20 protein-coding genes and 2 tRNA genes are annotated in these 19539 nt (G+C 65.8%); 7 read left to right on the plus strand and 15 right to left on the minus strand.

The features are described from left to right. Nucleotides 1–26: 26 nt before the first annotated feature. The 3 genes from H1343_RS10865 to hemA all read left to right on the plus strand — a co-directional run bounded on the left by H1343_RS10865 (nucleotide 27) and on the right by hemA (nucleotide 2524). Entirely contained in the window at nucleotides 27–974 is a 948-nt protein-coding gene (locus H1343_RS10865) for an NAD-dependent epimerase/dehydratase family protein (RefSeq protein WP_185982932.1), read from the plus strand. Beyond that, nucleotides 971–1150 (plus strand): hypothetical protein, encoded by a 180-nt coding sequence (locus tag H1343_RS10870; RefSeq protein ID WP_185982933.1) that lies wholly within the window; start codon nucleotides 971–973, stop codon nucleotides 1148–1150. The genes H1343_RS10865 and H1343_RS10870 overlap by 4 nt, the downstream gene beginning before the upstream one ends. 99 nt (nucleotides 1151–1249) lie before the next feature. Then, a complete protein-coding gene (gene hemA, locus H1343_RS10875; RefSeq protein ID WP_185985607.1) occupies nucleotides 1250–2524 on the plus strand; it encodes a 5-aminolevulinate synthase in 1275 nt (424 codons plus the stop codon). A gap of 64 nt (nucleotides 2525–2588) precedes the next feature. Here the strand turns inward: hemA and H1343_RS10880 are convergent, their stop codons facing one another. Together H1343_RS10880 and H1343_RS10885 are read right to left on the minus strand one after the other, a co-directional pair. After that, entirely contained in the window at nucleotides 2589–3437 is an 849-nt protein-coding gene (locus H1343_RS10880) for a 3-deoxy-manno-octulosonate cytidylyltransferase (RefSeq protein WP_185982934.1), read from the minus strand. Between the two features lie 5 nt (nucleotides 3438–3442). Continuing rightward, nucleotides 3443–4141 (minus strand): glycosyltransferase family protein, encoded by a 699-nt coding sequence (locus H1343_RS10885; RefSeq protein ID WP_185982935.1) that lies wholly within the window; start codon nucleotides 4139–4141, stop codon nucleotides 3443–3445. Nucleotides 4142–4322: 181 nt separating this feature from the next. Here H1343_RS10885 and H1343_RS10890 point away from each other — a divergent pair, with 181 nt between their 5' ends. Next, nucleotides 4323–5372 carry a glycosyltransferase family 2 protein gene (locus tag H1343_RS10890; protein WP_185982936.1) on the plus strand — a complete coding sequence of 350 codons (1050 nt, stop codon included), beginning with the start codon at nucleotides 4323–4325 and terminating at the stop codon, nucleotides 5370–5372. On the opposite strand, the gene H1343_RS10895 is transcribed toward H1343_RS10890, so the two are convergent. The 3 genes from H1343_RS10895 to tuf all read right to left on the minus strand — a co-directional run bounded on the left by H1343_RS10895 (nucleotide 5306) and on the right by tuf (nucleotide 8381). Then, on the minus strand, nucleotides 5306–6358 hold the full coding sequence (locus tag H1343_RS10895; RefSeq protein WP_185982937.1) for an SDR family NAD(P)-dependent oxidoreductase: 1053 nt from the start codon (nucleotides 6356–6358) through the stop codon (nucleotides 5306–5308). The two genes, H1343_RS10890 and H1343_RS10895, sit on opposite strands and share 67 nt — an antisense overlap. A 48-nt stretch (nucleotides 6359–6406) precedes the next feature. Next, on the minus strand, nucleotides 6407–7117 hold the full coding sequence (locus H1343_RS10900; RefSeq protein ID WP_185982938.1) for a glycosyltransferase: 711 nt from the start codon (nucleotides 7115–7117) through the stop codon (nucleotides 6407–6409). Between the two features lie 88 nt (nucleotides 7118–7205). After that, nucleotides 7206–8381 carry an elongation factor Tu gene (gene tuf, locus H1343_RS10905; protein WP_185982939.1) on the minus strand — a complete coding sequence of 392 codons (1176 nt, stop codon included), beginning with the start codon at nucleotides 8379–8381 and terminating at the stop codon, nucleotides 7206–7208. Between tuf and H1343_RS16900 the strand changes: the two genes are divergently transcribed. Then, complete coding sequence (locus tag H1343_RS16900; protein WP_210270027.1) at nucleotides 8313–9131, plus strand: DUF2306 domain-containing protein; 819 nt, start codon at nucleotides 8313–8315, stop codon at nucleotides 9129–9131. The genes tuf and H1343_RS16900 overlap by 69 nt on opposite strands. Before the next feature lie 57 nt (nucleotides 9132–9188). Here H1343_RS16900 and H1343_RS10915 read toward each other — a convergent pair whose 3' ends face one another. Next, nucleotides 9189–9350, minus strand: coding sequence for a Thivi_2564 family membrane protein (locus H1343_RS10915; RefSeq protein WP_185982940.1), 162 nt, complete (start codon nucleotides 9348–9350; stop codon nucleotides 9189–9191). A 290-nt stretch (nucleotides 9351–9640) separates the two neighbouring features. On the opposite strand from H1343_RS10915, the gene H1343_RS10920 reads away from it, so the two are divergent. Then, nucleotides 9641–9982, plus strand: a complete 342-nt coding sequence (locus H1343_RS10920; RefSeq protein WP_185982941.1) for a CsbD family protein — start codon at nucleotides 9641–9643, stop codon at nucleotides 9980–9982. A 195-nt stretch (nucleotides 9983–10177) separates the two neighbouring features. On the opposite strand, the gene H1343_RS10925 is transcribed toward H1343_RS10920, so the two are convergent. Together H1343_RS10925 and H1343_RS10930 are read right to left on the minus strand one after the other, a co-directional pair. Beyond that, nucleotides 10178–10251: transfer RNA gene (locus tag H1343_RS10925), tRNA-Gly, on the minus strand. A gap of 23 nt (nucleotides 10252–10274) precedes the next feature. After that, nucleotides 10275–10359, minus strand: a tRNA-Tyr gene (locus tag H1343_RS10930). A gap of 174 nt (nucleotides 10360–10533) precedes the next feature. Here H1343_RS10930 and H1343_RS10935 point away from each other — a divergent pair. After that, entirely contained in the window at nucleotides 10534–11352 is an 819-nt protein-coding gene (locus tag H1343_RS10935; protein ID WP_185982942.1) for a TrmH family RNA methyltransferase, read from the plus strand. A 9-nt stretch (nucleotides 11353–11361) separates the two neighbouring features. Here H1343_RS10935 and H1343_RS10940 read toward each other — a convergent pair whose 3' ends face one another. The 7 genes from H1343_RS10940 to nuoN form a co-directional block, all read right to left on the minus strand. Beyond that, nucleotides 11362–12057, minus strand: a complete 696-nt coding sequence (locus H1343_RS10940; protein ID WP_185982943.1) for an ABC transporter ATP-binding protein — start codon at nucleotides 12055–12057, stop codon at nucleotides 11362–11364. Further along, the gene (locus H1343_RS10945) at nucleotides 12054–13361 is read right to left on the minus strand and encodes a lipoprotein-releasing ABC transporter permease subunit (protein ID WP_185982944.1); all 1308 of its coding nucleotides are present in this window, start codon (nucleotides 13359–13361) and stop codon (nucleotides 12054–12056) included. The genes H1343_RS10940 and H1343_RS10945 overlap by 4 nt, the downstream gene beginning before the upstream one ends. Beyond that, complete coding sequence (gene proS, locus H1343_RS10950; RefSeq protein WP_185982945.1) at nucleotides 13358–14689, minus strand: proline--tRNA ligase; 1332 nt, start codon at nucleotides 14687–14689, stop codon at nucleotides 13358–13360. Before proS ends, H1343_RS10945 begins: the two co-directional genes overlap by 4 nt. A 408-nt stretch (nucleotides 14690–15097) precedes the next feature. Then, nucleotides 15098–15364, minus strand: a complete 267-nt coding sequence (locus tag H1343_RS10955; RefSeq protein WP_185982946.1) for a DUF1467 family protein — start codon at nucleotides 15362–15364, stop codon at nucleotides 15098–15100. Between the two features lie 173 nt (nucleotides 15365–15537). Beyond that, nucleotides 15538–17166 (minus strand): ribonuclease J, encoded by a 1629-nt coding sequence (locus H1343_RS10960; protein WP_246333589.1) that lies wholly within the window; start codon nucleotides 17164–17166, stop codon nucleotides 15538–15540. 129 nt (nucleotides 17167–17295) lie between these two features. Then, on the minus strand, nucleotides 17296–18039 hold the full coding sequence (locus tag H1343_RS10965) for a biotin--[acetyl-CoA-carboxylase] ligase (RefSeq protein ID WP_246332940.1): 744 nt from the start codon (nucleotides 18037–18039) through the stop codon (nucleotides 17296–17298). Nucleotides 18040–18074: 35 nt separating this feature from the next. After that, on the minus strand, nucleotides 18075–19520 hold the full coding sequence (gene nuoN, locus H1343_RS10970; RefSeq protein WP_185985609.1) for an NADH-quinone oxidoreductase subunit NuoN: 1446 nt from the start codon (nucleotides 19518–19520) through the stop codon (nucleotides 18075–18077). Between the last annotated feature and the right edge of the window lie 19 nt (nucleotides 19521–19539).

Genomic DNA, 19539 nt, shown 5'->3' on the forward strand with positions numbered 1-19539 from the left:
CGCGACTTCTGTTCACTAACGGTCTCATGCGCGTTCTCGTCACAGGCTCGACAGGCTTCATCGGCCGTCATCTGGTGCCCCGTCTCCTCGACGAGGGCGACGACGTGTTCGCGCTCGTTCGCCGCGAGGGCGAGACGCCTCTACCGGGCGTGACACAGGTCTTCTGCGGTGAGGACCTGGTTGCGGGGATGGCGGCGGTCGAATGGCCGGACGAGCTCGACCTCGTCGTCCATCTCGCCGCGCTCAACCCGCCGCGCGGAACGCCGGAGGCCTCCGACAGGGCCGCGCTGATGCGCGCGAACGCCGCCGGCACGCGCGCGCTCGCCGAGCGCGCGGTCGAGGCCGGCGTGCCGCGCTTTCTCTTCCTCTCCAGCGCCAACGTCCACGTGCCGCAGGACGACCGCCCGATCATCGAGGACGATATCGGCGCCCCCGCCGACCCTTACGCCGAATCGAAGCTCGCGGCCGAGGGCTATCTCGGCGAGACGCTGGCCGGCTCGGGCACGCGCTACACGGTTCTGCGCCCAGCCCCCGTCTATGGCCCGGGCGGCGGCGGCGCTGTCGCGGCGCTCCATCGTCTGGCGAAATCGCGCCTGCCGCTGCCCTTCGCCTCGCTGGAGGCGCGGCGAAGCATCCTCGCCGTGGAGAACCTCGTCGATGCGCTCCTGTGGGCCCGCGCCCATCCGGGCGCCCAGGACGACGTCTTCCTCGTCGCAGACGACGAGGCGGTGACGCTCGCCGAACTCGTGGAGATGATGCGCGAGACCGAAGGGCGGCCGCGCCGGCTCTTCCGCGCGCCCGCCTCGCTCGTGCGCCTCGGCCTCGGTGCACTCGGCCGCGGGGAGATGGCGCGCAGGCTCTCTGAGGACTTTGTCGTCGACACCTCGAAGATCCGGCTGCGCCTCGGCTGGCGCCCTCGCCTCTCGACGCGTGAGGGCCTGGTCTCGCTCGGCCACACGGTGAGCAAGCGATGAGCGATCACAAGCCTGTCGATCCGGCCAAGCTCGCCCGCCAGCAGCGGCTGGAGCAGACGCTTCGCGAGAACCTCAAACGGCGCCGCACGCAGGCAAAGGCGCGGCGCGAGGACGTCGACCTGGCGGACAAGACCGACGAGCCCCAAACGCGGGACGAACAGGGCCGCGACGCATAGGACAATCGGTCCAAGGCGAACGGCCGCATAAGCCCCTCGCGGGCGTGGACTTCCATCCCACGGCACCTTAGAACCCTTCTCACGAAGGAGTTCTGCATGATCGACTATCGGAGCCATTTCGAGGCCGCCATCGAGGCGCTGCACGCCGAGAAGCGCTACCGTGTCTTCGCCGACCTCGAGCGCATCGCCGGGCGTTTTCCGAAGGCGGTCTGGCGCCACGATGGCGAGGCTCGCGAGATCACCGTCTGGTGCTCCAACGACTATCTCGGCATGGGCCAGCACCCGGCCGTGACCGACGCGATGACGCGCACCGTTTCCTCGATGGGCACCGGTGCGGGCGGCACGCGCAACATCTCCGGCACCAATCATCCGCTGGTCGAACTCGAGGCGGAACTCGCCGACCTTCACGGCAAGGAAGCGGCCCTCGTCTTCACCTCGGGCTTCGTCTCCAACGAGGCGTCGATCTCCACGATCGCCAAGCTCCTGCCGGACTGCGTGATCCTCTCCGACGAGCTGAACCACGCCTCGATGATCGAAGGCGTGCGCAAGTCCGGCGCCCGCAAGCAGGTGTTCCGCCACAACGATCTCGGCCATCTCGAAGAGCTTTTGAAGGCTGCCGGCGAGCGTCCGAAGCTCGTCGTCTTCGAGAGCGTCTACTCGATGGACGGCGACATCGCGCCCATCGCCGAAATCGCGGCGCTCGCCAAGCGCTACAACGCGATGACCTATATCGACGAGGTCCATGCCGTCGGCATGTACGGGAAGCGCGGCGCCGGCATCTGCGAGCGGGACGGCGTCTCGGAGCGCATCGACGTGATCGAGGGCACGCTCGCCAAGGCTTTCGGCGTCCTCGGCGGCTATATCGCCGGCCCCCGCGCGATCATCGACGCGGTGCGCTCCTACGCACCGGGCTTCATCTTCACGACGGCCCTGCCCCCGGCGCTCGCGGCCGCCGCGACCGCCTCGATCCGCCACCTGAAGGCATCTGGCGTCGAGCGCGCCGGCCAGCAGCGCCAGGCGGCCCGCACCAAGGCGGTGTTCGGCGAGGCCGATCTGCCGGTGATGGCCTCGCAGACGCATATCGTGCCGTTGCTCGTCGGCGATCCGGATCTATGCAAGCGCGCCAGCGACCGGCTGCTCGAACGCCACGGCATCTACATCCAGCCGATCAACTACCCGACCGTGCCCCGCGGCACGGAGCGTCTTCGCATCACGCCGACCCCGCTCCACGACGACGCGCTGATCGATGAGCTTCGCGCGGCGCTGGTCGAGACCTGGGAGGCGATCGGCATTCCCTTCGCCTCGCAGCGCCCCGCCGAGGAAGAGCGGGACGTGGAAGCAACGCCGCTGGTCGTCTCGAAGGCGGGCGGCTAGGGCCGAGAACCGCGTTCGGCCTTCGGACAGCTCGGCATTCGGATCGAAGGCGTGGAAGCGGCCTCTAGCCTTTCGAGGCCGTGTCCTTCGCAGCGTGGCGCTGCTTGCGCGTTGCCGGCTTGAGCGAGCGCAGCCAGCCGTCCACCCGCCCCTGAAGGCGCGTGAGTCCCATCAGCCTGTCGATGGCGACATTCGCCGTCTCGACGCGCTCGGTCAGAACCTCGGCTGCCGTCAGCGCCACATCGTCGGGCGAGATGTCCGGGAAGCGCCGGGCGATGGCCGCCAGCGGCGAAGCCTCGTCCCGCGCGCCGGTCATCTCGATGCGGCCGGACCGGCGCATCAGCCGCAGGGTGATCTGCTCGAACGTCCAGTCGTGATCGTAGAAGAGCTTCCACCTGGCGCTGCGTTTGGCGGTGAAGCCGGCGAGCACGATGCGCGTCGCCGGCACGGCCTCCGAAAGGAACAGCGCCAGCGCGAAGCCCGTCGTCGGCAGATGCGTCGACGGGTAAAAGCCCGCGACGCTCTGGCTGAGGTCGAGATGGCCGACCGCGCCGATGCCGAAATCGGCGGCCGGGCTGAAGACCTCGCCGCCCCCCACTCTGATGTTGAGGATGCCGCAGAAGCCCCCCTCGCGCAGCGGCGCCAGCACCTGCGGCACCTCGCGACGATGGACGATATTGGCGCCCATCGTGCCGGACCGTGCGACGAGAAGCGAGATCCCATCAAAGGGTTGGGACAAGACCTTGTAGGTCTTGTTGAAGAAGACGAAGAGCGTGTCGTCCGCGTATTGCCGGCGCAACGCGGCGACATCCATCGCCTCGCTGTTGCCGACGAGGACGATGGTCGAAAAGCGTGCGAAGAAGGCGGCGGCCTGCTCCGGCGCCTCAGCCCCGGTTATCGCCTGGCCGGCCATGTCGCTCAGGAGGCCGAGACCTTCTGCTGCACATGGAGGACACGCTCGCGCATGGCGAACCACTCCTCGGCGTAGTCGTCGTTCCGGTACTCGTCGAAATACGGCCCGCCATCGGTGAAGTGCACGTTCTTGGCGGCCGGGTCGTGGTCGTACTCGTTGACCAGCCAGTTCCAGGCCGGCGGCAGCTTGCCGATCTCGTCGTCGCTCTCCAGCCACTTGAACTGGTGGAGCTGAAGGCCCGTCGCCGTGTTCACGTAATCCGGCGTCAGCGCACGGCAGCGCGCATTGTTGAAGAGGAGGACACTCGACCAGTTCTTCTTCTCGTATTTGGTCTGCACCTGTCCGAGGAACTTCGTGTCGACCTTGGGCTGGTAGTCGTGCTGCACGCACATCACCGCCTTCGTCTCGTCGCGCAGCGCCCACAGTTCGGCGATGTCCGCACGCATCAGCATGTCGCAGTCCATGAACAGGCTCCAGCCCTCGTAGTTCGAGAGGTAGGGCGTAAGGAACCGCGAGAACGAGAATTCGGTCGATTGGAGCGCGTTGCGCTCGCGGGTGAAGATGCCCTCGAGGTTCGACAGCACCAGCGGCGAGAACATGACCGGCATCGTCGAATGCTCGATGATGCTCTGCGTCAGGACGTGGTAGGCGACCACTTCCTTCGTGTCGAAACCGATGAAGACGCGTGCGATCTCGGATGCCATCTGCGTTGTTCCCGCCCAATCGAAAGGTAGCCGTAGCAAGCGCGCTTTAGGCCATCGCCGCCGGCACATCAACATCGCAGGCCCGATCACGGCCTTGTGCGTGTCCAGTGATTCCGCCATAAGCACCGCCGCGCCCTGTGCCGCGCCCAACGGCGGAAGGACGCCTGTCCGGCGGAGATGCATGCGTTATCCAGTGTCATCGACGAAGGAATGGTCGGCGTTCGATAATCTCGGCCCGCTACGTAGGCTTTCCATCGGATTTCGCGAGATGCGCCGGCGGCGCAAGGCGCGCCGGATCACGCCGGACGACAGCCTGCAGCTTCTTTCGGGACGCGGACAGGCGCTGGCGGATGGCGAGATCGCGCTGATCCTGTGCGTGCGCAACGGGGCAGCCTACCTGCCGCTCTTTCTCCAACACTATCGCGCGATGGGTGTCTCCCGCTTTCTCGTCCTCGACGATAATTCCGAGGACGACACTCGCGCCTATCTGGCGAAGAGCGCCGACGTCGACGTCCATGCATCCGCCTTGGATTACACCGGCGCCATGCGCGGGGCGCTCTGGCGCGACGCGCTGATCGACCGTTACGGCCGCGACCGCTGGTATGTCATGGTCGACGTCGACGAGTTCCTCCTTTTTCCCGGCTGCGAGGCGCGCTCGCTTTCCTCCTTCGTAGACGATCTGGAGCGGGCGGGGCGCCTTCGATCGCTGGCTCCCATGCTCGACACCTATCCCGATGGCCCTCTGGAGACTGCTCGGCTCGACGAGGCTGCCCATGTCGAGGATGTCGGTCCTCTGATCGACGGTGACGGATACGATGCCGACGTGATGAAATACTGCCTCGGCGTGCGCGGCGGCCCGCGCCACCGCCTGTATGGCAACTTCATGCGCTTAACGAAATTTCCGGTCATCTTCGCCGATGCTCGCACGCGCCTGACGGGCGCCAGCATCCATGGCCCCTTCCCGCATACGCGCAACTACCAGGCGCCGACGTCGGCGCTCCTGCATCTCAAGTTCACGGCCGGCTCGGCGGAGGAGTTTCGCCGGTTCGTGCGTCACGGCCAGCATTTCGGTGGCGCACAGTTCTACCGTAACATTCTGGAGACGAACGGCTTCGGCGGCGGCAGCGACCTTCGCTATGAGGGATCAATCCGCTGGGGTTCGTCTCAGGGGCTGGTCGATGCAGGCTTCATGCTCGACACGCGTGCCGGCGCCCTCGCGCCCGCCTCGTAGGAGCGATACCACGCGACGAACCGGGCAAGTCCCTCTTCGAGGGAGGTCGACGGACGGAAGCCGACAGTGCGCTCGATCCGGGTGATATCGGCATAGGTGGCGGGCACGTCGCCCGGCTGAGCCGGCAGATACTCCCGGACCGCCCTCTGCCCAAGCGCGTCCTCGAGCAGCGACACGAACCGTTCAAGTTCCACAGGGCGGTTGTTGCCGATATTGTAGATCGCATGCGGCGCGCCGCCCGCGTCCAGCGGCGCCGGCCCGTCGCCCGACGGGCTCTTGTCGAGAAGGCCGCAGATCCCCGCGACGATGTCGTCGATATAGGTGAAGTCGCGCAGCGCCCGCCCCTCGTTGAAGAGCTGGATCGGCCGCCCTTCGAGGATGGCCTTGGTGAACGAATAATAGGCCATGTCGGGTCGCCCGAACGGGCCATAGACGGTGAAGAAGCGGAGGCCGGACGCCGGGATGCCGTAAAGCCAGGCGTAGGAGCGCGCCATCAGTTCGTTCGCGCGCTTGCTCGCGGCGTAAAGGGAAACCGGCTGTTCGACGGGATCGTTCTCGGCAAAAGGAACCTTGGCGTTCGTACCATAAACCGAACTCGAGGAGGCGTAGATCAAGTGCGCTGGTGTCGCCGCGCGGCACGCCTCCAGGATGCTGAGAAAGCCGTCGAGATTGGCATCGACATAGGATCGCGGCTGCTCGATCGAATGACGCACGCCGGCCTGCGCGGCTAGATGCACGACCGTCCTGGGCTTCAGTGCCTCGAACAGGGTGCGGACGCCATGGTAGTCTGTCAGGTCAAGGCGTTCGAACGTGAAGTTGGGGTTCGACGAAAGCCGCTCGAGCCGCGCCTTCTTCAGCGCCACGCCATAGTAGTTGTTGAGGTTGTCGAGACCGACGACGCTCCGGCCTTGCTCCAGCAACTTGCCGACCAGATGATAGCCGATGAAGCCGGCGGCGCCGGTGATCAGAACGGGACGTCGATCCATGGGATCACCTGTGTTGCGGCAACCGGGTCCACTCGCGCGCGTGGCGGGTCAGTATTTCATGGGTCGGTAACGGGAGAACAGCGAGGCGAGAGGCCAGCGATTGTCGAGTCCGTGCCAATGCAGGATGCGTGGAGCGAGCAGGCCCGCCTCCCGGCGCCGCGCGCGCTTTGCCATCTTCTGGCGGATTTTGGCGTTGCGCACATTGTATTCGAAGGGAAGCGAATGCAGCGCGACGCCGCTCTGCCAAAGGGCGATACGCAGGGTCGCCTGGTCCTGGCCGTTGGTGCGGTCGCGGTAACGGTGGAAAAGCTCGCGCCACAGAGCCAGAAACGCTTTCGAGGCCGGCGATGCGTCAAACAGCAGAACGCCGCCGTTGTACTCGGGAAACGCGTAAGGAATCGCGGCGTACTCTTCGATAACCTTCGCCCAGCGATCACATTTGCGGCTGTGATCGTGCACCCCGGCGACGTTGAAGCGATCCAGGACGACAAAAACGTCGCGGATATCGCGCACGACCATCGTGTCGCTGTCGAGATAGAGCGTCCGCTCGTAGGGCGAACTGCCGATGTAATCGATCTTGGCACGCTTATGGGTAGGATCGATGATCTCGACCCGATCGACCGCCGGATCATCCGTCGCGATGTCGGTAAAAAGCGTCACCGGCAGGTCGCAATGACGCTTCAACGACCGCGCAGAGAACAAGGCCTCGTCGCGGTAAAACTTTCCGAACGCGATATAGATGACGCCGTCACGGCTCATCTTGGGGCACGATAGCGTTCGTGCCCCAAGGAGCGAACGGGACGGCAGCTATGACGATGGTCGTACTTCGCTGCCATCCCTAGAGCGCTTACTCGACGATGGTTGCGACGATGCCGGCGCCGACGGTACGGCCGCCCTCGCGGATGGCGAAGCGCAGCTTCTCTTCCATCGCGATCGGGACGATCAGAACCACGTCCATCGTCACGTTGTCCCCCGGCATCACCATCTCGGTGCCCTCCGGAAGCGTCACCACGCCCGTCACGTCCGTTGTGCGGAAGTAGAACTGCGGACGGTAGTTCGTGAAGAACGGCGTGTGGCGACCGCCCTCCTCCTTCGTCAGGATGTACGCCTCGGCCTTGAACTTCGTGTGCGGCTTCACCGAACCCGGCTTGCACAGCACCTGGCCGCGCTCCACGCCCTCGCGGTCGACGCCGCGAACCAGCGCGCCGATGTTGTCGCCCGCCTGGCCCTGGTCCAGAAGCTTGCGGAACATCTCGACGCCCGTCACCGTCGTCTTCTTGGAGTCGCGGATGCCGACGATCTCGACTTCCTCGCCAACCTTCACGATGCCGCGCTCGACACGACCCGTCACAACCGTGCCGCGGCCCGAGATCGAGAACACGTCCTCGATCGGCATCAGGAACGGCTGGTCGACCGGACGCTCCGGCGTCGGGATGTAGGCGTCGACTTCCTTCATCAGCGCGCGCACCGCGTCCTCGCCGATCTCCTTGTTGGAGTCCTCGAGCGCGGCCAGCGCCGAACCCTTGACGATCGGAATGTCGTCGCCCGGGAAGTCGTAGGACGACAGAAGCTCGCGAACCTCGAGCTCGACCAGCTCCAGAAGCTCAGGATCGTCGACCTGGTCGACCTTGTTCAGGAACACGACGATCGCCGGGACGCCGACCTGGCGGGCCAGCAGGATGTGCTCGCGCGTCTGCGGCATCGGGCCGTCCGCGGCCGAGCACACCAGGATCGCGCCGTCCATCTGCGCAGCACCCGTGATCATGTTCTTCACGTAGTCCGCATGGCCCGGGCAGTCGACGTGAGCGTAGTGGCGCGCTTCCGTCTCGTACTCAACATGCGCCGTCGAGATCGTGATGCCGCGCGCCTTCTCCTCAGGCGCCGCGTCGATCTGGTCGTACGCCCGGAACTCACCGAAGAACTTCGTGATCGCCGCCGTCAGAGACGTCTTGCCATGATCGACGTGACCGATCGTCCCGATGTTCACATGCGGCTTGTTACGCTCGAATTTGCTCTTGGCCATTTACAAGTCTTCCTGACGCTGAAAGCTCGGATCTGTACTGTGGCGCGACATATCCATTGCCGAGGCGAAACACAAGCACCCGCAGAGGCGCATCGACCGACGCGGCGGCATGTCGTGACGCCCCGGCTACCGCGGGGCTCGTGCCGGGATCGCTTCCCGTCATCCCTTGCCGCCTTCCGTCCCGTGATGTTTGATCCGTTCGGCCAGAAGACATCGGCGACCGTGACCCGGAGCGACATCGTGAGTGCCAGCACGACTGCCCTTGCGCGCGGTGCGTCGCCCGTCGAGCGGTTCGACCGCTTCCTCGCGCTCGCCAGCCTCGCCCTTCTCTGCGCGGTCCTTGCCGCCATCGCTCGCGGATACGGGCAATGGTCGGCCGTGCCGCCGCTCGTCTGGGCGCATCTCGTCACGATCATCGGCGCTCTTGCCCTGACAGTCATTCAGATGTGGCGGGCGAAGGGCGGCCGGTCGCATCGCGCGATCGGTGCCCTATGGGTGTCGTTGATGTTCGGGACTGCGCTGATCAGCATCTTCATCGTCGAGATCAACGACGGCGGCTACAGCATCATCCATGTCCTGTCGGCGTGGGTGATGATTCAGGTACCGCTTATCGCACTGGCCGCGCGCAAGGGGCAGATCAGGCGCCATCAGAATGCCGCGCGCGGGATGGTGGTCGGCGCCCTGCTGATCGCGGGCTTCTTCACCTTCCCGTTCGATCGCCTGCTTGGAAGCTGGCTCCTCGCGCCATAACGGGCGGATGATCGGAAAGAAGGCCGCTGCGACGGCCTTCTCCCAACTCGGACCGGCCTAGAAGACGGCGAGATAGCGCAACAACGAGATGATGCCGATGATGATCACGATCACCCGGACGATCTGCTTGACGTTGCCCTGAAGCGGAAGCTGTTCGACCAGCCACAGGACGAGAACGATCACCAGAACGGTGATCAGCAAGCTGATGAGAATGCCCATGAAAGCCCCAATCTCGCGGATACGCGATACAAAGATGCGCCACCGTTCATCGGCGGCACGCCCTCGGGTTTATAGGGCCGGGTGCGCATCGGGCGAATCTGCTCGCGATCAGGTCGGCAGTGCGCCCGAACGCCGTTCGACGAGGAGCGCGGGGCATTGATACCGGTTTCCAATCTCGCTCCGGGCAAGGAGGGAACACGCCGCGCCCGAGCGCGCAGAAACCAAATCGCTCGCCGGACATTAGGCCATCAGGCAGCCGCCGGTTGGCTTGCCGCATCAGGAGATCGCGCGTGGACAAGAATCGTGTAGAGGGCGCCGCCAAGGAATTCGGCGGCAAGGTGCAAGGCGCTTACGGCGACGCAGTCGGGTCCGATCAGGCCTCGGCCGAGGGGCGGATGCGCGAGGCCGAAGGCACGGCCCAGAACCTTTACGGCCAGGGGCGGGATGCTGTTCGCGACGCTGCCGACGACGCGTCGCGATACGCTTCCGACCTCTATGACAACGCGGGGGCCTACGCGCAGGCGGGCAGCCGTGCCGTTCGCCGACAGGTTCAGGAGAGCCCGCTATCGATGCTTCTCGTCGCCGGCGCCATCGGCTTCGTGCTGGGATTGAGCGCACGGGGCCGCGACTGAGCTCTCGGCTCAGACTTCAGACAAAGGAGCGCGCCACCCGTGGCGCGCTCCCTGACCTACGCAGGGACGCTCCTCGCGGCTAACGTCGCGGGAGCTGCCTGCGAAATGCGTCGCATTGAGCGAGCCACTCAGACGAATTTTCAGACCGGGAGACGGGAGTTCGCGTCCGACGCATTCGAGATTGGAAGGACAGGCTGGAGCGGGTAGCGGGAATCGAACCCGCGTATTCAGCTTGGAAGGCTGCTGCTCTACCATTGAGCTATACCCGCGGTCCTGAAGGCCCAGCGCGCCATGGTGGAGGGAGTTGGATTTGAACCAACGTAGGCTAAGCCAACGGATTTACAGTCCGTCCCCTTTAACCACTCGGGCATCCCTCCAGACCAAGCCGCAGGGCCTTTAACGGTTCGTGGCGCCACTCTTGCGGGCGGCGCCTCGATCCGGGCCGCGTTATGCCGCCGCCTCCCCCGCGTGTCAACACGATGACGGACAGGATCGCAGTTGTTCCCGCGAAAAGGATACCGGCCGCTGCGATCATCGGATAGAAGCGCCCCATGACAGAGAGAGCTTCCCACACGCCGAAAGACTCCCATTATGCGCGTCTGCGCCGCGCGCACCGCGAGAGGACGCAGAGCGGCCCTGACACGGCACCCGGCGAGGCCGATGACGGCCTCGTGCGTCTCTACGGCTTGCACACGGTAAAGGCTGCGCTGGAGAACCCGAGGCGTCGCACGACGCGGCTTCTGGCGACGCGCAACGCCTTCAACCGGCTGGAGTTCGACGAGGGTTCGTTGCCCTGTCCGGTGGAGATCGTGGAGCCGCGCGCGCTCGACCGGATCCTCGGCGGTGAGGCCGTCCATCAGGGCATCACGCTGGAAGCCGATCCGCTGCCGGCGCGCCGGCTCGCGGATCTCGGCGCCTGCGACCTCCTGCTCGTCCTCGACCAGGTGACGGACCCGCATAATGTCGGCGCGATCCTTCGCTCGGCCACCGCCTTCGGCGCCGGCGGCGTGGTGACGACCTCGCGCCATTCGCCGGACGAGTCGGGCGTCCTCGCCAAGGCCGCCTCGGGGGCGCTCGAGCACGTGCCTTACGTGCAGATCACGAACCTGGCGAACGGGCTGGGCGAGCTTACTGCGGCCGGTTACCAGACGATCGGCCTCGATTCGGACGGGCCACAGGAGCTTGAGCCGACCTTCTCGGCCAAGCGCATCGCGCTCGTGCTCGGTTCGGAGGGCAAGGGCCTTCGCCAGAAGACGCGCGAGACCGTCTCGGCTCTGGCCCGCCTCGAAATGCCGGGCGCGATCCGCTCGCTCAACGTCTCGAACGCGGCCGCCGTCGCGCTTTACGCCGCGCGCCGCCACATCGGCTGATCGCGGCCGTCAGTCGAAACGATAGTCGACGATCTTGCCGCCCTCGAGCGTGACCGTGCGGTCCATTCGCCGCGCGAGGTCGTGGTTGTGCGTGGCGACCAGCGCCGCCACGCCCGACTGGCGCACCAGCGCCGTGAGCGCGTCGAAGACGTAGGCCGAAGTCGTCGGGTCGAGATTGCCGGTCGGCTCGTCCGCCAGAAGCACATGCGGCGAGTTCGCGACCGCTCTCGCAATGGCCACGCGCTGCTGCTCGCCGCCCGAAAGTTCGGCCGGGCGATGCTCGGCGCGCTTGCCGATTCGCATGTAGTCCAGAAGCTCGGCTGCCCGCTTCGCCGCAACCGAATGCGAGAGGCCGCGGATCATCTGCGGCAGCATGACATTCTCCAGCGCGGAGAACTCCGGCAGGAGGTGGTGGAACTGGTAGACGAAGCCGATCGAGGCGCGCCGCATCTGCGTGCGCTGCGCGTCGTCGAAGCGCCCGCAGGGCTTGGTGTCGATATACACTTCGCCATCGTCCGGGCGCTCAAGCAGCCCGGCGATGTGGAGGAGCGTTGACTTGCCGGCGCCGGATGGGGCGACGAGCGCCACCATCTCGCCCGGTGCCATCTCGAAATCGGCTTTGTGCAGCACCGTCAGACGGTTCTCGCCCTGTACGTAGTGCCGCTCGACCTTTTCGAGGCGAAGGGAGGCGTTGTTGGCGGTCATTCGTAACGCAGCGCCTCAACCGGATCGAGCTTGGACGCCTTCCAGGAGGGGAAGAGCGTCGCGATGAAGGAGAGGCCCATCGCCATGGCAACGACCAAAGCCACCTCCGAGGGATCGATCTCGGCCGGGAGGCGCGAGAGGAAGTAGAATTGCGGATCGAAGATCGTGGTGCCGAGAAGCCAGGAGAAGAACTGGCGCAGATTCTCGATGTTCAGGCAAAAGGCGACGCCGAGAACGAAGCCCGCAAGCGTTCCCGCGACGCCGATCGAGGTGCCGGTGATGAAGAAGACGCGCATCACCGCACCCTTCGTCGCCCCCATCGTGCGCAGGATCGCGATGTCGCGCCCCTTATCCTTCACCAGCATGAAGAGACCCGAAATGATGTTCAGCGCCGCGACGAGGATGATCAGCGTCAGGATGATGAACATGACGTTGCGCTCGACCTGAAGCGCCGAAAAGAAGCTCTCGTTGGCGCGCTGCCAGGTCACCGTGTAGTTCGGGCGCTGCGCCGCCGTCTCGATCGGCATCTGCAGGCTCTGCACCGCATCGGGATCGTTGACGAAGATCTCGATGGATTGCGCCTGCCCCTCCGAATTGAAGAAGAGCTGTGCCTCTGGAAAAGGCATATAGACATAGGCCGCGTCGTACTCGGAAAGACCAATCTCGAAGACCGCCGTCACCTCGTAGCCTTTCTGGCGTGGCGAAGTGCCGAAGGGCGTGACGTCTCCGTCCGGGGAGATGAGAGTGATGGTATCGCCGAGCGACAGAGAGAGCGCCTGGGCGAGGCGGCTACCGATCGCGACCCCCTGCCCCTCGTCGAATCCGTCCAACGAGCCGAGCGCGATGTTGGAAGAGATCGGCGTCAGTTGCTCAAGGTCCGCGCCGCGGACGCCCTTGACCAGCGCGCCGGTGCTGGCCGGGCCGTTGCCGGTCGCCAGCACCTGCCCCTGCACGAGCGGCATGGTGAAGGAGACGCCGGGTACGGCCGAAACGCGCGCCGCGATCTCGTCGAAATCGGTGAAGGGCGTGTCGATCGGCTGCATGACGACATGGCCGTTGACGCCTAGGATGCGCGTCAGGAGCTCGCCGCGGAAGCCGTTCATCACCGACATGACGATGATGAGGGCGGCCACGCCCAGCATGATGCCGACGAAGGAGAAGCCGGCGATGACCGAGACGCCGGCATCACGCCGACGCGAGCGCAGATAACGCCCCGCGATCATCCATTCGAAGCGCGAGAAGGGGCGCGCGCCGCCGCCAGCCGGCGCCGTCGCATCGACGCTCTCGCCAGCGGCCACGCTCATGCCGCCGGCCCGCCCGCAGCGGCGAGAAGCTCGGCGAGCGGCTTCACGCTCCGCTCGCCGGAGGCACGATGCTTGACCTCGACCTCGCCGTTCGCGACGCCGCGCGGGCCGACGATCACCTGCCAGGGAAGCCCGATCAGGTCCATCGTAGCGAATTTGGAGCCGGCGCGCTGGTCGGAATCGTCGACGAGAACGCTCCTCCCGGCGGCTTCGTAGGCCGCCTCGATGTCGGCGCAGACGCGATCGCACTCGGCGTCGCCTGGCCGCATGTTCACGACGCCGATGTCGAAGGGTGCGACGCTCTCCGGCCAGATGATGCCGTTCTCGTCGTGGCTCGCCTCGATGATCGCCGCGATCAGGCGCGAGGGGCCGATGCCGTAGGAGCCCATGTGGACCGGCACGTCCTTGCCGTCCGGCCCGGTGACGGTGGCGCCCATCGGCTCGGAATACTTGGTGCCGAAATGGAAGATGTGGCCGACCTCGATGCCTCGCGCGGCGAGCTTCTCGCCCTCGGGCAGCGCAGCCCAGGCCGCCTCGTCATGCATCTCCTCGGTGGCCGCGTAAGGCGTCGTCCAGGTCTTGACGATCGCTGCCAGTTCCTCGGCATTCTGGAAGTCGACGCCCGCCGCCGGGGTCGCCATCTCCAGATAGTCACGGTGGCAGAATACCTCGCTCTCGCCGGTGGAGGCGAGGATGATGAATTCGTGCGAAAGCTCGCCACCGATCGGGCCTGTATCGGCGCGCATCGGGATTGCCTTCAGGCCGAGCCGCTCGAAGGTGCGCAGATAGGCCACGAACATGCGGTCGTAGGAGACCCGCGCCGATTCGTAGTCGAGATCGAACGAATAGGCGTCCTTCATCAGGAACTCGCGCGAGCGCATGACGCCGAAGCGCGGGCGCACCTCGTCCCGGAACTTCCACTGGATGTGGTAAAGGTTGAGCGGCAGGTCCTTGTAGGTCTTCACCGACGACCGGAAGATGTCCGTGACCATCTCCTCGTTGGTCGGGCCGAACAGCATGTCGCGCCCGTGCCGGTCCTCGATGCGCAGCATCTCCTTGCCGTAATCGTCGTAGCGCCCGCTCTCGCGCCACAGATCAGCGGACTGGATCGTCGGCATCAGGATCTCGATGGCGCCGGAACGGTCCTGCTCCTCACGGATGATGCGGCTCACCTTGTCGAGCACGCGCTTGCCGAGCGGCAGCCACGTGTAGCTGCCCGCCGCCTGCTGCCGGATCATCCCCGCCCGCAGCATCAGGCGGTGGGAAACGATCTCCGCCTCCTTCGGGGTTTCCTTCAGGATGGGCAGGAAATAGCGCGAAAGCTGCATGACGGACCGTGAGATCTGGAAGGCGCGGAAAGAACCGCAAGCGTGGCTTCTTACCGTCTTGCCAAGGGATTGCAAAGCACGGTTGCCGCAAGCTGGTGTCGTGCTATCGGCTCACGCCTTAGGGCAATCATGTTGCAGTGCATGAACGAAAATTGGGCGAATGGTTCATAAAATCGTCAAATCGCGCAATCCGGCTAGTGACAGAGTACCGCTGGCTGATTTAGTCTCATTCTATCAAGAGCGTCGAAGACGCCAGCAGCGTTGAGCGGTCTAGTCTTGGGAGGACGTGGTTTCCGGCGCGAGGCAAACTCGCTGACCCGGCAGAAATCCGGTGAGAAACCCAGACCCCGAAGCGATCTGAATGCGAGGCCATCGTGCCTCGCATTTTTTTGTGCAGGCACCTTCCCCTCAGGTGCCGGGAATGATGTGAGGGAAGCTGTCCGGCCCGATCGCGAAGACCTGCGTCGCCACGTAGTAGACTGCGAAGACGAAGGTCGCGAGAGCCGTGGTGGCCAGAAGGCGCAGGCGCAGATGCGGGCGCGTCGGCGCACCGTCGGCGCTCCCCGGCACGACGTCACCGTCCTCGACCTGGGACCGCACGCCGAAGGGCAGGACGACGAAAAGCACCGTCCACCAGATCACGAAATAGATGGCGAGCGCGGTGATGATGCCCATCGGTTCCTCCCGGCCTTCCTTCTCTCGTTCCCAGCCCATTTGAGCTCGCCGGGAACGGCGTAAATCGAAGCCCAGGAAGCGCACAGTGCATCGCGGGCTCAGGCGACCTACGCATCAGCGTGGGTTCAAAGTGGTAGAGCGGCCTGTGTGCGTCCGGAAGGACGCACGGCGCTCTAGCGGTCTTCCTTGCCGCCAGCGCGCGAGACGAAGACGGTGACCACGGGCTTCTTGCCCCAGGCGTCGTAGGCTTCGGCACGGACCGAGCGGCGCACTGCCTCGCGGACCGTCTCCGCGTCCTTGCGGCGACCGCGCGGGATGCTCTCGACCGCGCCGGCGGCCGCGTCGATCAGCGCCTCCTGGATTCCCTCGCCCTCGAAGTCCTTGTCGGGCACGCCCATCGCCGAAACCTCGGGATCGTTGCGGAGTTCGAGACGCGGCGTCAGCTCGACCATCACGCAGATGTGGCCGGCGAAGGACAGGCGACGGCGCTCGCCGATGCGCAGTTCGTTCTCCGTGCCGATCAGGAAGCCGTCCTTGTAGATGCGCCCGAAAGGCACGTCGCCGACGATGTCGGCCGCGCCCGGCGCGAGCCGCACCATCTTGCCGTTACGCGCCGAAACGACCTCGGGCACGCCCTGCTCACGCGCCAGCTCGGCGTGTGCGGCCAGATGCGCCGCCTCGCCATGCGCGGGAACGGCGATCTTCGGACGCACCCAGTCGTACATCTGGCGCATCTCCGAACGGCGCGGATGGCCAGAGACGTGGACGAGACGGTCGTGATCCTCGATCACGATGATGCCGCGATCGACGAGATTGTTGCGGATGTCGTTGATCGCCTTCTCGTTGCCCGGGATCGAGCGCGAGGAGAAGATCACCGTATCGCCCTTCGACAGCGCGACGGTGGGATGATCGTCACGCGCAAGGCGCGCGAGCGCCGCGCGCGGCTCGCCCTGGCTGCCGGTGAGGATGATGACCGCCTTTTCGCGCGGCACGTATCCGAAATCCTGTTCGGACAGGAACGGGTCAAGGCTCTCCAGATAGCCGAGCTCGCCCGCGACGTCCGCCATGCGCTTCATCGAGCGGCCCATGAGCAGGACCTGGCGGCCCACCGATTCCGCGGCCTGCGCCACCGAGCGAATGCGGCCGATGTTGGAGGAGAAGGTCGTGACCGCGACGCGGCCCTTGGCCTCGCGGATGATCTCGCGCAGCGAAGCGTTGACGTCACGCTCGCTCGGGCTCGTGCCCTCGCGGTTCGCGTTGGTGGAATCGGCGACGATCGCGAGCACGCCCTCGTCACCGATCTCGCGCAGCCGCTTCTCGTCCGTCGGCTGGCCGAGCGCCGGCGTCGCGTCGATCTTCCAGTCACCCGTATGGACGACGGTGCCGAGCGGCGTGCGGATGGCGAGCGCCACCGGCTCGGGGATCGAGTGAGTGACGTTGACGGCTTCGACCTCGAACGGGCCGACCTTGAAACGCTCGCCCGCCTTGAAGACGGACAGCGGGATCTTCGGCGCGCCGACCTCGCTCTCGCGCTTGGCCTGCAACAGCCCGGCCGTGAAGGGCGTGCACCAGACCGGCACCTTGAGCTGCGGCCACAGGTCGAGAAGCGCGCCGTAATGGTCCTCGTGGGCATGGGTGATGACCATCCCCTTCACCGAGGCGAGCTGCGACTTCAGGAAGGTGATGTCCGGCAGGACGAGGTCGATGCCGGGCATTTCGGGTCCTGCGAAGGAGACGCCGCAGTCCACGACCAGCCACTCGCGCGATTCAGCGGGACCATAGCCATACATGGCGAGGTTCATGCCGATCTCGCCGATGCCGCCGAGCGGCACAAAAACAAGTTCACTCAATTTCATATCCAATGCGTATCGAGAGGCGCGCTCACGCGCCCCGGTTTCATGATGCCCCTGACAACGGCGGGCCGCCGAATCTCATTGCGGCGCAGCCGCGCCGTCAGCATTCGCGAAGAATACGTCACCGGCCGAGATCGTCTCCCGCGATCCATCGGCCTTCTCCAGAACGAGGCGCCCCCGCGCGTCCAGCTCCACGAAGCGCCCCTCGATCAAGCGATCGGGCAGGTTCACCCTGCACGCCTCGCCAACACCGCGCGCATGGGCAAGCCATTCCTGCCGTATATCGGAAAAGCCGCGTCCACGATCCCAAAGGCGCAGCGCGTCCTCCACACCGCCGGCGAGCGCGACGAAGGCTTCTTCGACGCCCGCATTCGCGCCGCGCTCGCGCAGCGAGGTCACGGCATAGGGCTGGCCCTGTGGCGCATGCTCCAGGTTCACGCCGCAGCCGATCACGACTGCATTCGCACCGCTGGCAAGCCGCTCGCTCTCGATGAGGATGCCGACGCATTTGGCACCGTCGGCCAGCACGTCATTCGGCCATTTGATGCCGATCGTCGTCGATTCAAGGCCCGGCAGCGCGGCGAGGCCGTTGCGCACGCCGACGGCGACCACCAGCGGAAGATTGCCGAGATGCTCCATCGGCGATGGCTCGATGACGAGGAGCGAGGCAAAGAGGTTTCCCGGCGGCGAGGACCAGCCCCGGCCGCGCCGCCCCCTGCCCTCGCTCTGCTCGTCGGCCGTGACCCAGAGCGAGCCCGGATCGCCGGCACGCGCCGCCTCCATCGCACGATTGTTCGTCGAGCCGACGGTTTCGAACGCCATGCGCCGGCGGGCAGGCGAAGCGGGCATGCCGGGCCTCAGAAGAAGGACGCCGCCGCCGCCTGCGCTGCCGCGAAAAGCGGGCCGGCGATGAAGATGTAGGCCGGGAAGATGAAGACCGTCGACACGCCGAGGACGACGCGCAGCTCCGCCGCCATCGGCTGGAAGCCGCCCGCCGGCTCATCGAACCACATCACCTTGACGACGCGCAGATAGTAGAAGAGCCCGACTGCGCTCGCGACGACGCCGATGACGGCGAGCGGGATGAGTCCGGCGCCGACGGCCGCGACGAAGACGAAGTACTTGCCCCAGAAGCCGAGCAGCGGCGGCAGGCCGGCAAGCGAGAGCATCAGCACCGTCAGCGCCAGGGCCATCACCGGATTGGTGCGCGCAAGGCCCGAGAGCTCGGAGATCTCCTCGACATGACCTTCCTTGCGGCGCATCGCCAGGATGACCGCGAAGGTGCCGAGCGTCATCGCCATGTAGGACGCCATGTAGATCAGGACGCCCGTCACACCGGCGCTGTCAGCGGCCGCGAGACCGACGAGCGCATAGCCCATGTGGCTGATCGACGAATAGGCCATCAGCCGCTTGATGTTGCGCTGGCCGATCGCGGCGAAGGCGCCGAGCACCATCGAGGCGATCGAGATGAAGACGACGATCTGCTGCCAGTCCACGCTGAGCGGCTGGAAGCCCTCGACCGCGAAGCGCACGAGAAGCGCCATCGCCGCGACCTTTGGAGCGCCCGCGAAGAACGCGGTCACCGGCGTCGGTGAGCCCTCGTAGACGTCCGGCGTCCACATGTGGAACGGCACGGCCGAAATCTTGAAGGCAAGGCCGGCTATCACGAAGACGAGGCCGACGAGGAGGCCGAAGGAGCGCCCTTCTGCCGCAAGCTCGGCCGCGATGGCGGTGAACTCGATCTGGCCGGTGAAGCCGTAGACCAGCGAGGCGCCATAGAGCAGCATGCCCGAGGACAGCGCGCCGAGGACGAAATATTTCAGGCCCGCCTCCGTGGAGCGCACGCTGTCACGGTTGATGGCGGCGATCACGTAGGCCGCCAGCGACTGCAGCTCGAGGCCCATGTAGAGGGAGATGAGATCGCCCGCCGAGACCATTACCATCATGCCGACGGTCGCGAGCACGATGAGGACCGGGAACTCGAAGCGGTCGAAGCGCTCGGTGCGCGCGAAGCCGATCGTCATCAGGATAGCGGCGGCCGAGCCGATCAGCACCAGCACCTTGGCGAAGCGCGCGAAGGGATCGAGCACGAAGGAGCCGCCGAAGGCGACGCCCTCGGGTGCAACGAAAGCCAGCCAGAAGCCCGCGAAGACGAGGAGCCCGACCGAGAGCGAGGTGACGAGCCCGGTGCTCCTGTCGCCGCCCTGAAAGGTGCCGATCATCAGGATGATCATGGCGCCGACGCTCAGGATCAGCTCGGGCCCGACGATGGGCAGGCTCTCGGAAATGAATTGCGAGAAGATCACGACCGTCCGTCCGCCT

Source organism: Aureimonas mangrovi (assembly GCF_014058705.1).
Classification (GTDB): domain Bacteria; phylum Pseudomonadota; class Alphaproteobacteria; order Rhizobiales; family Rhizobiaceae; genus Aureimonas; species Aureimonas mangrovi.

Excerpts from the sequence above, each read along its gene's own strand:
- H1343_RS10865 (WP_185982932.1), top strand. The coding sequence starts at position 27 with ATGCGCGTTCTCGTCACAGGCTCGACAGGCTTCATCGGCCGTCATCTG.
- H1343_RS10870 (WP_185982933.1), top strand. The coding sequence starts at position 971 with ATGAGCGATCACAAGCCTGTCGATCCGGCCAAGCTCGCCCGCCAGCAG.
- H1343_RS10880 (WP_185982934.1), bottom strand. The coding sequence starts at position 3,437 with ATGGCCGGCCAGGCGATAACCGGGGCTGAGGCGCCGGAGCAGGCCGCC.
- H1343_RS10885 (WP_185982935.1), bottom strand. The coding sequence starts at position 4,141 with ATGGCATCCGAGATCGCACGCGTCTTCATCGGTTTCGACACGAAGGAA.
- H1343_RS10890 (WP_185982936.1), top strand. The coding sequence starts at position 4,323 with ATGCGTTATCCAGTGTCATCGACGAAGGAATGGTCGGCGTTCGATAAT.
- H1343_RS10895 (WP_185982937.1), bottom strand. The coding sequence starts at position 6,358 with ATGGATCGACGTCCCGTTCTGATCACCGGCGCCGCCGGCTTCATCGGC.
- H1343_RS10900 (WP_185982938.1), bottom strand. The coding sequence starts at position 7,117 with ATGAGCCGTGACGGCGTCATCTATATCGCGTTCGGAAAGTTTTACCGC.
- H1343_RS16900 (WP_210270027.1), top strand. The coding sequence starts at position 8,313 with ATGATCGACGTGACCGATCGTCCCGATGTTCACATGCGGCTTGTTACG.
- tuf (WP_185982939.1), bottom strand. The coding sequence starts at position 8,381 with ATGGCCAAGAGCAAATTCGAGCGTAACAAGCCGCATGTGAACATCGGG.
- H1343_RS10915 (WP_185982940.1), bottom strand. The coding sequence starts at position 9,350 with ATGGGCATTCTCATCAGCTTGCTGATCACCGTTCTGGTGATCGTTCTC.
- H1343_RS10935 (WP_185982942.1), top strand. The coding sequence starts at position 10,534 with ATGACAGAGAGAGCTTCCCACACGCCGAAAGACTCCCATTATGCGCGT.
- H1343_RS10940 (WP_185982943.1), bottom strand. The coding sequence starts at position 12,057 with ATGACCGCCAACAACGCCTCCCTTCGCCTCGAAAAGGTCGAGCGGCAC.
- H1343_RS10945 (WP_185982944.1), bottom strand. The coding sequence starts at position 13,361 with ATGAGCGTGGCCGCTGGCGAGAGCGTCGATGCGACGGCGCCGGCTGGC.
- proS (WP_185982945.1), bottom strand. The coding sequence starts at position 14,689 with ATGCAGCTTTCGCGCTATTTCCTGCCCATCCTGAAGGAAACCCCGAAG.
- H1343_RS10955 (WP_185982946.1), bottom strand. The coding sequence starts at position 15,364 with ATGGGCATCATCACCGCGCTCGCCATCTATTTCGTGATCTGGTGGACG.
- H1343_RS10960 (WP_246333589.1), bottom strand. The coding sequence starts at position 17,166 with ATGAACCTCGCCATGTATGGCTATGGTCCCGCTGAATCGCGCGAGTGG.
- H1343_RS10965 (WP_246332940.1), bottom strand. The coding sequence starts at position 18,039 with ATGGCGTTCGAAACCGTCGGCTCGACGAACAATCGTGCGATGGAGGCG.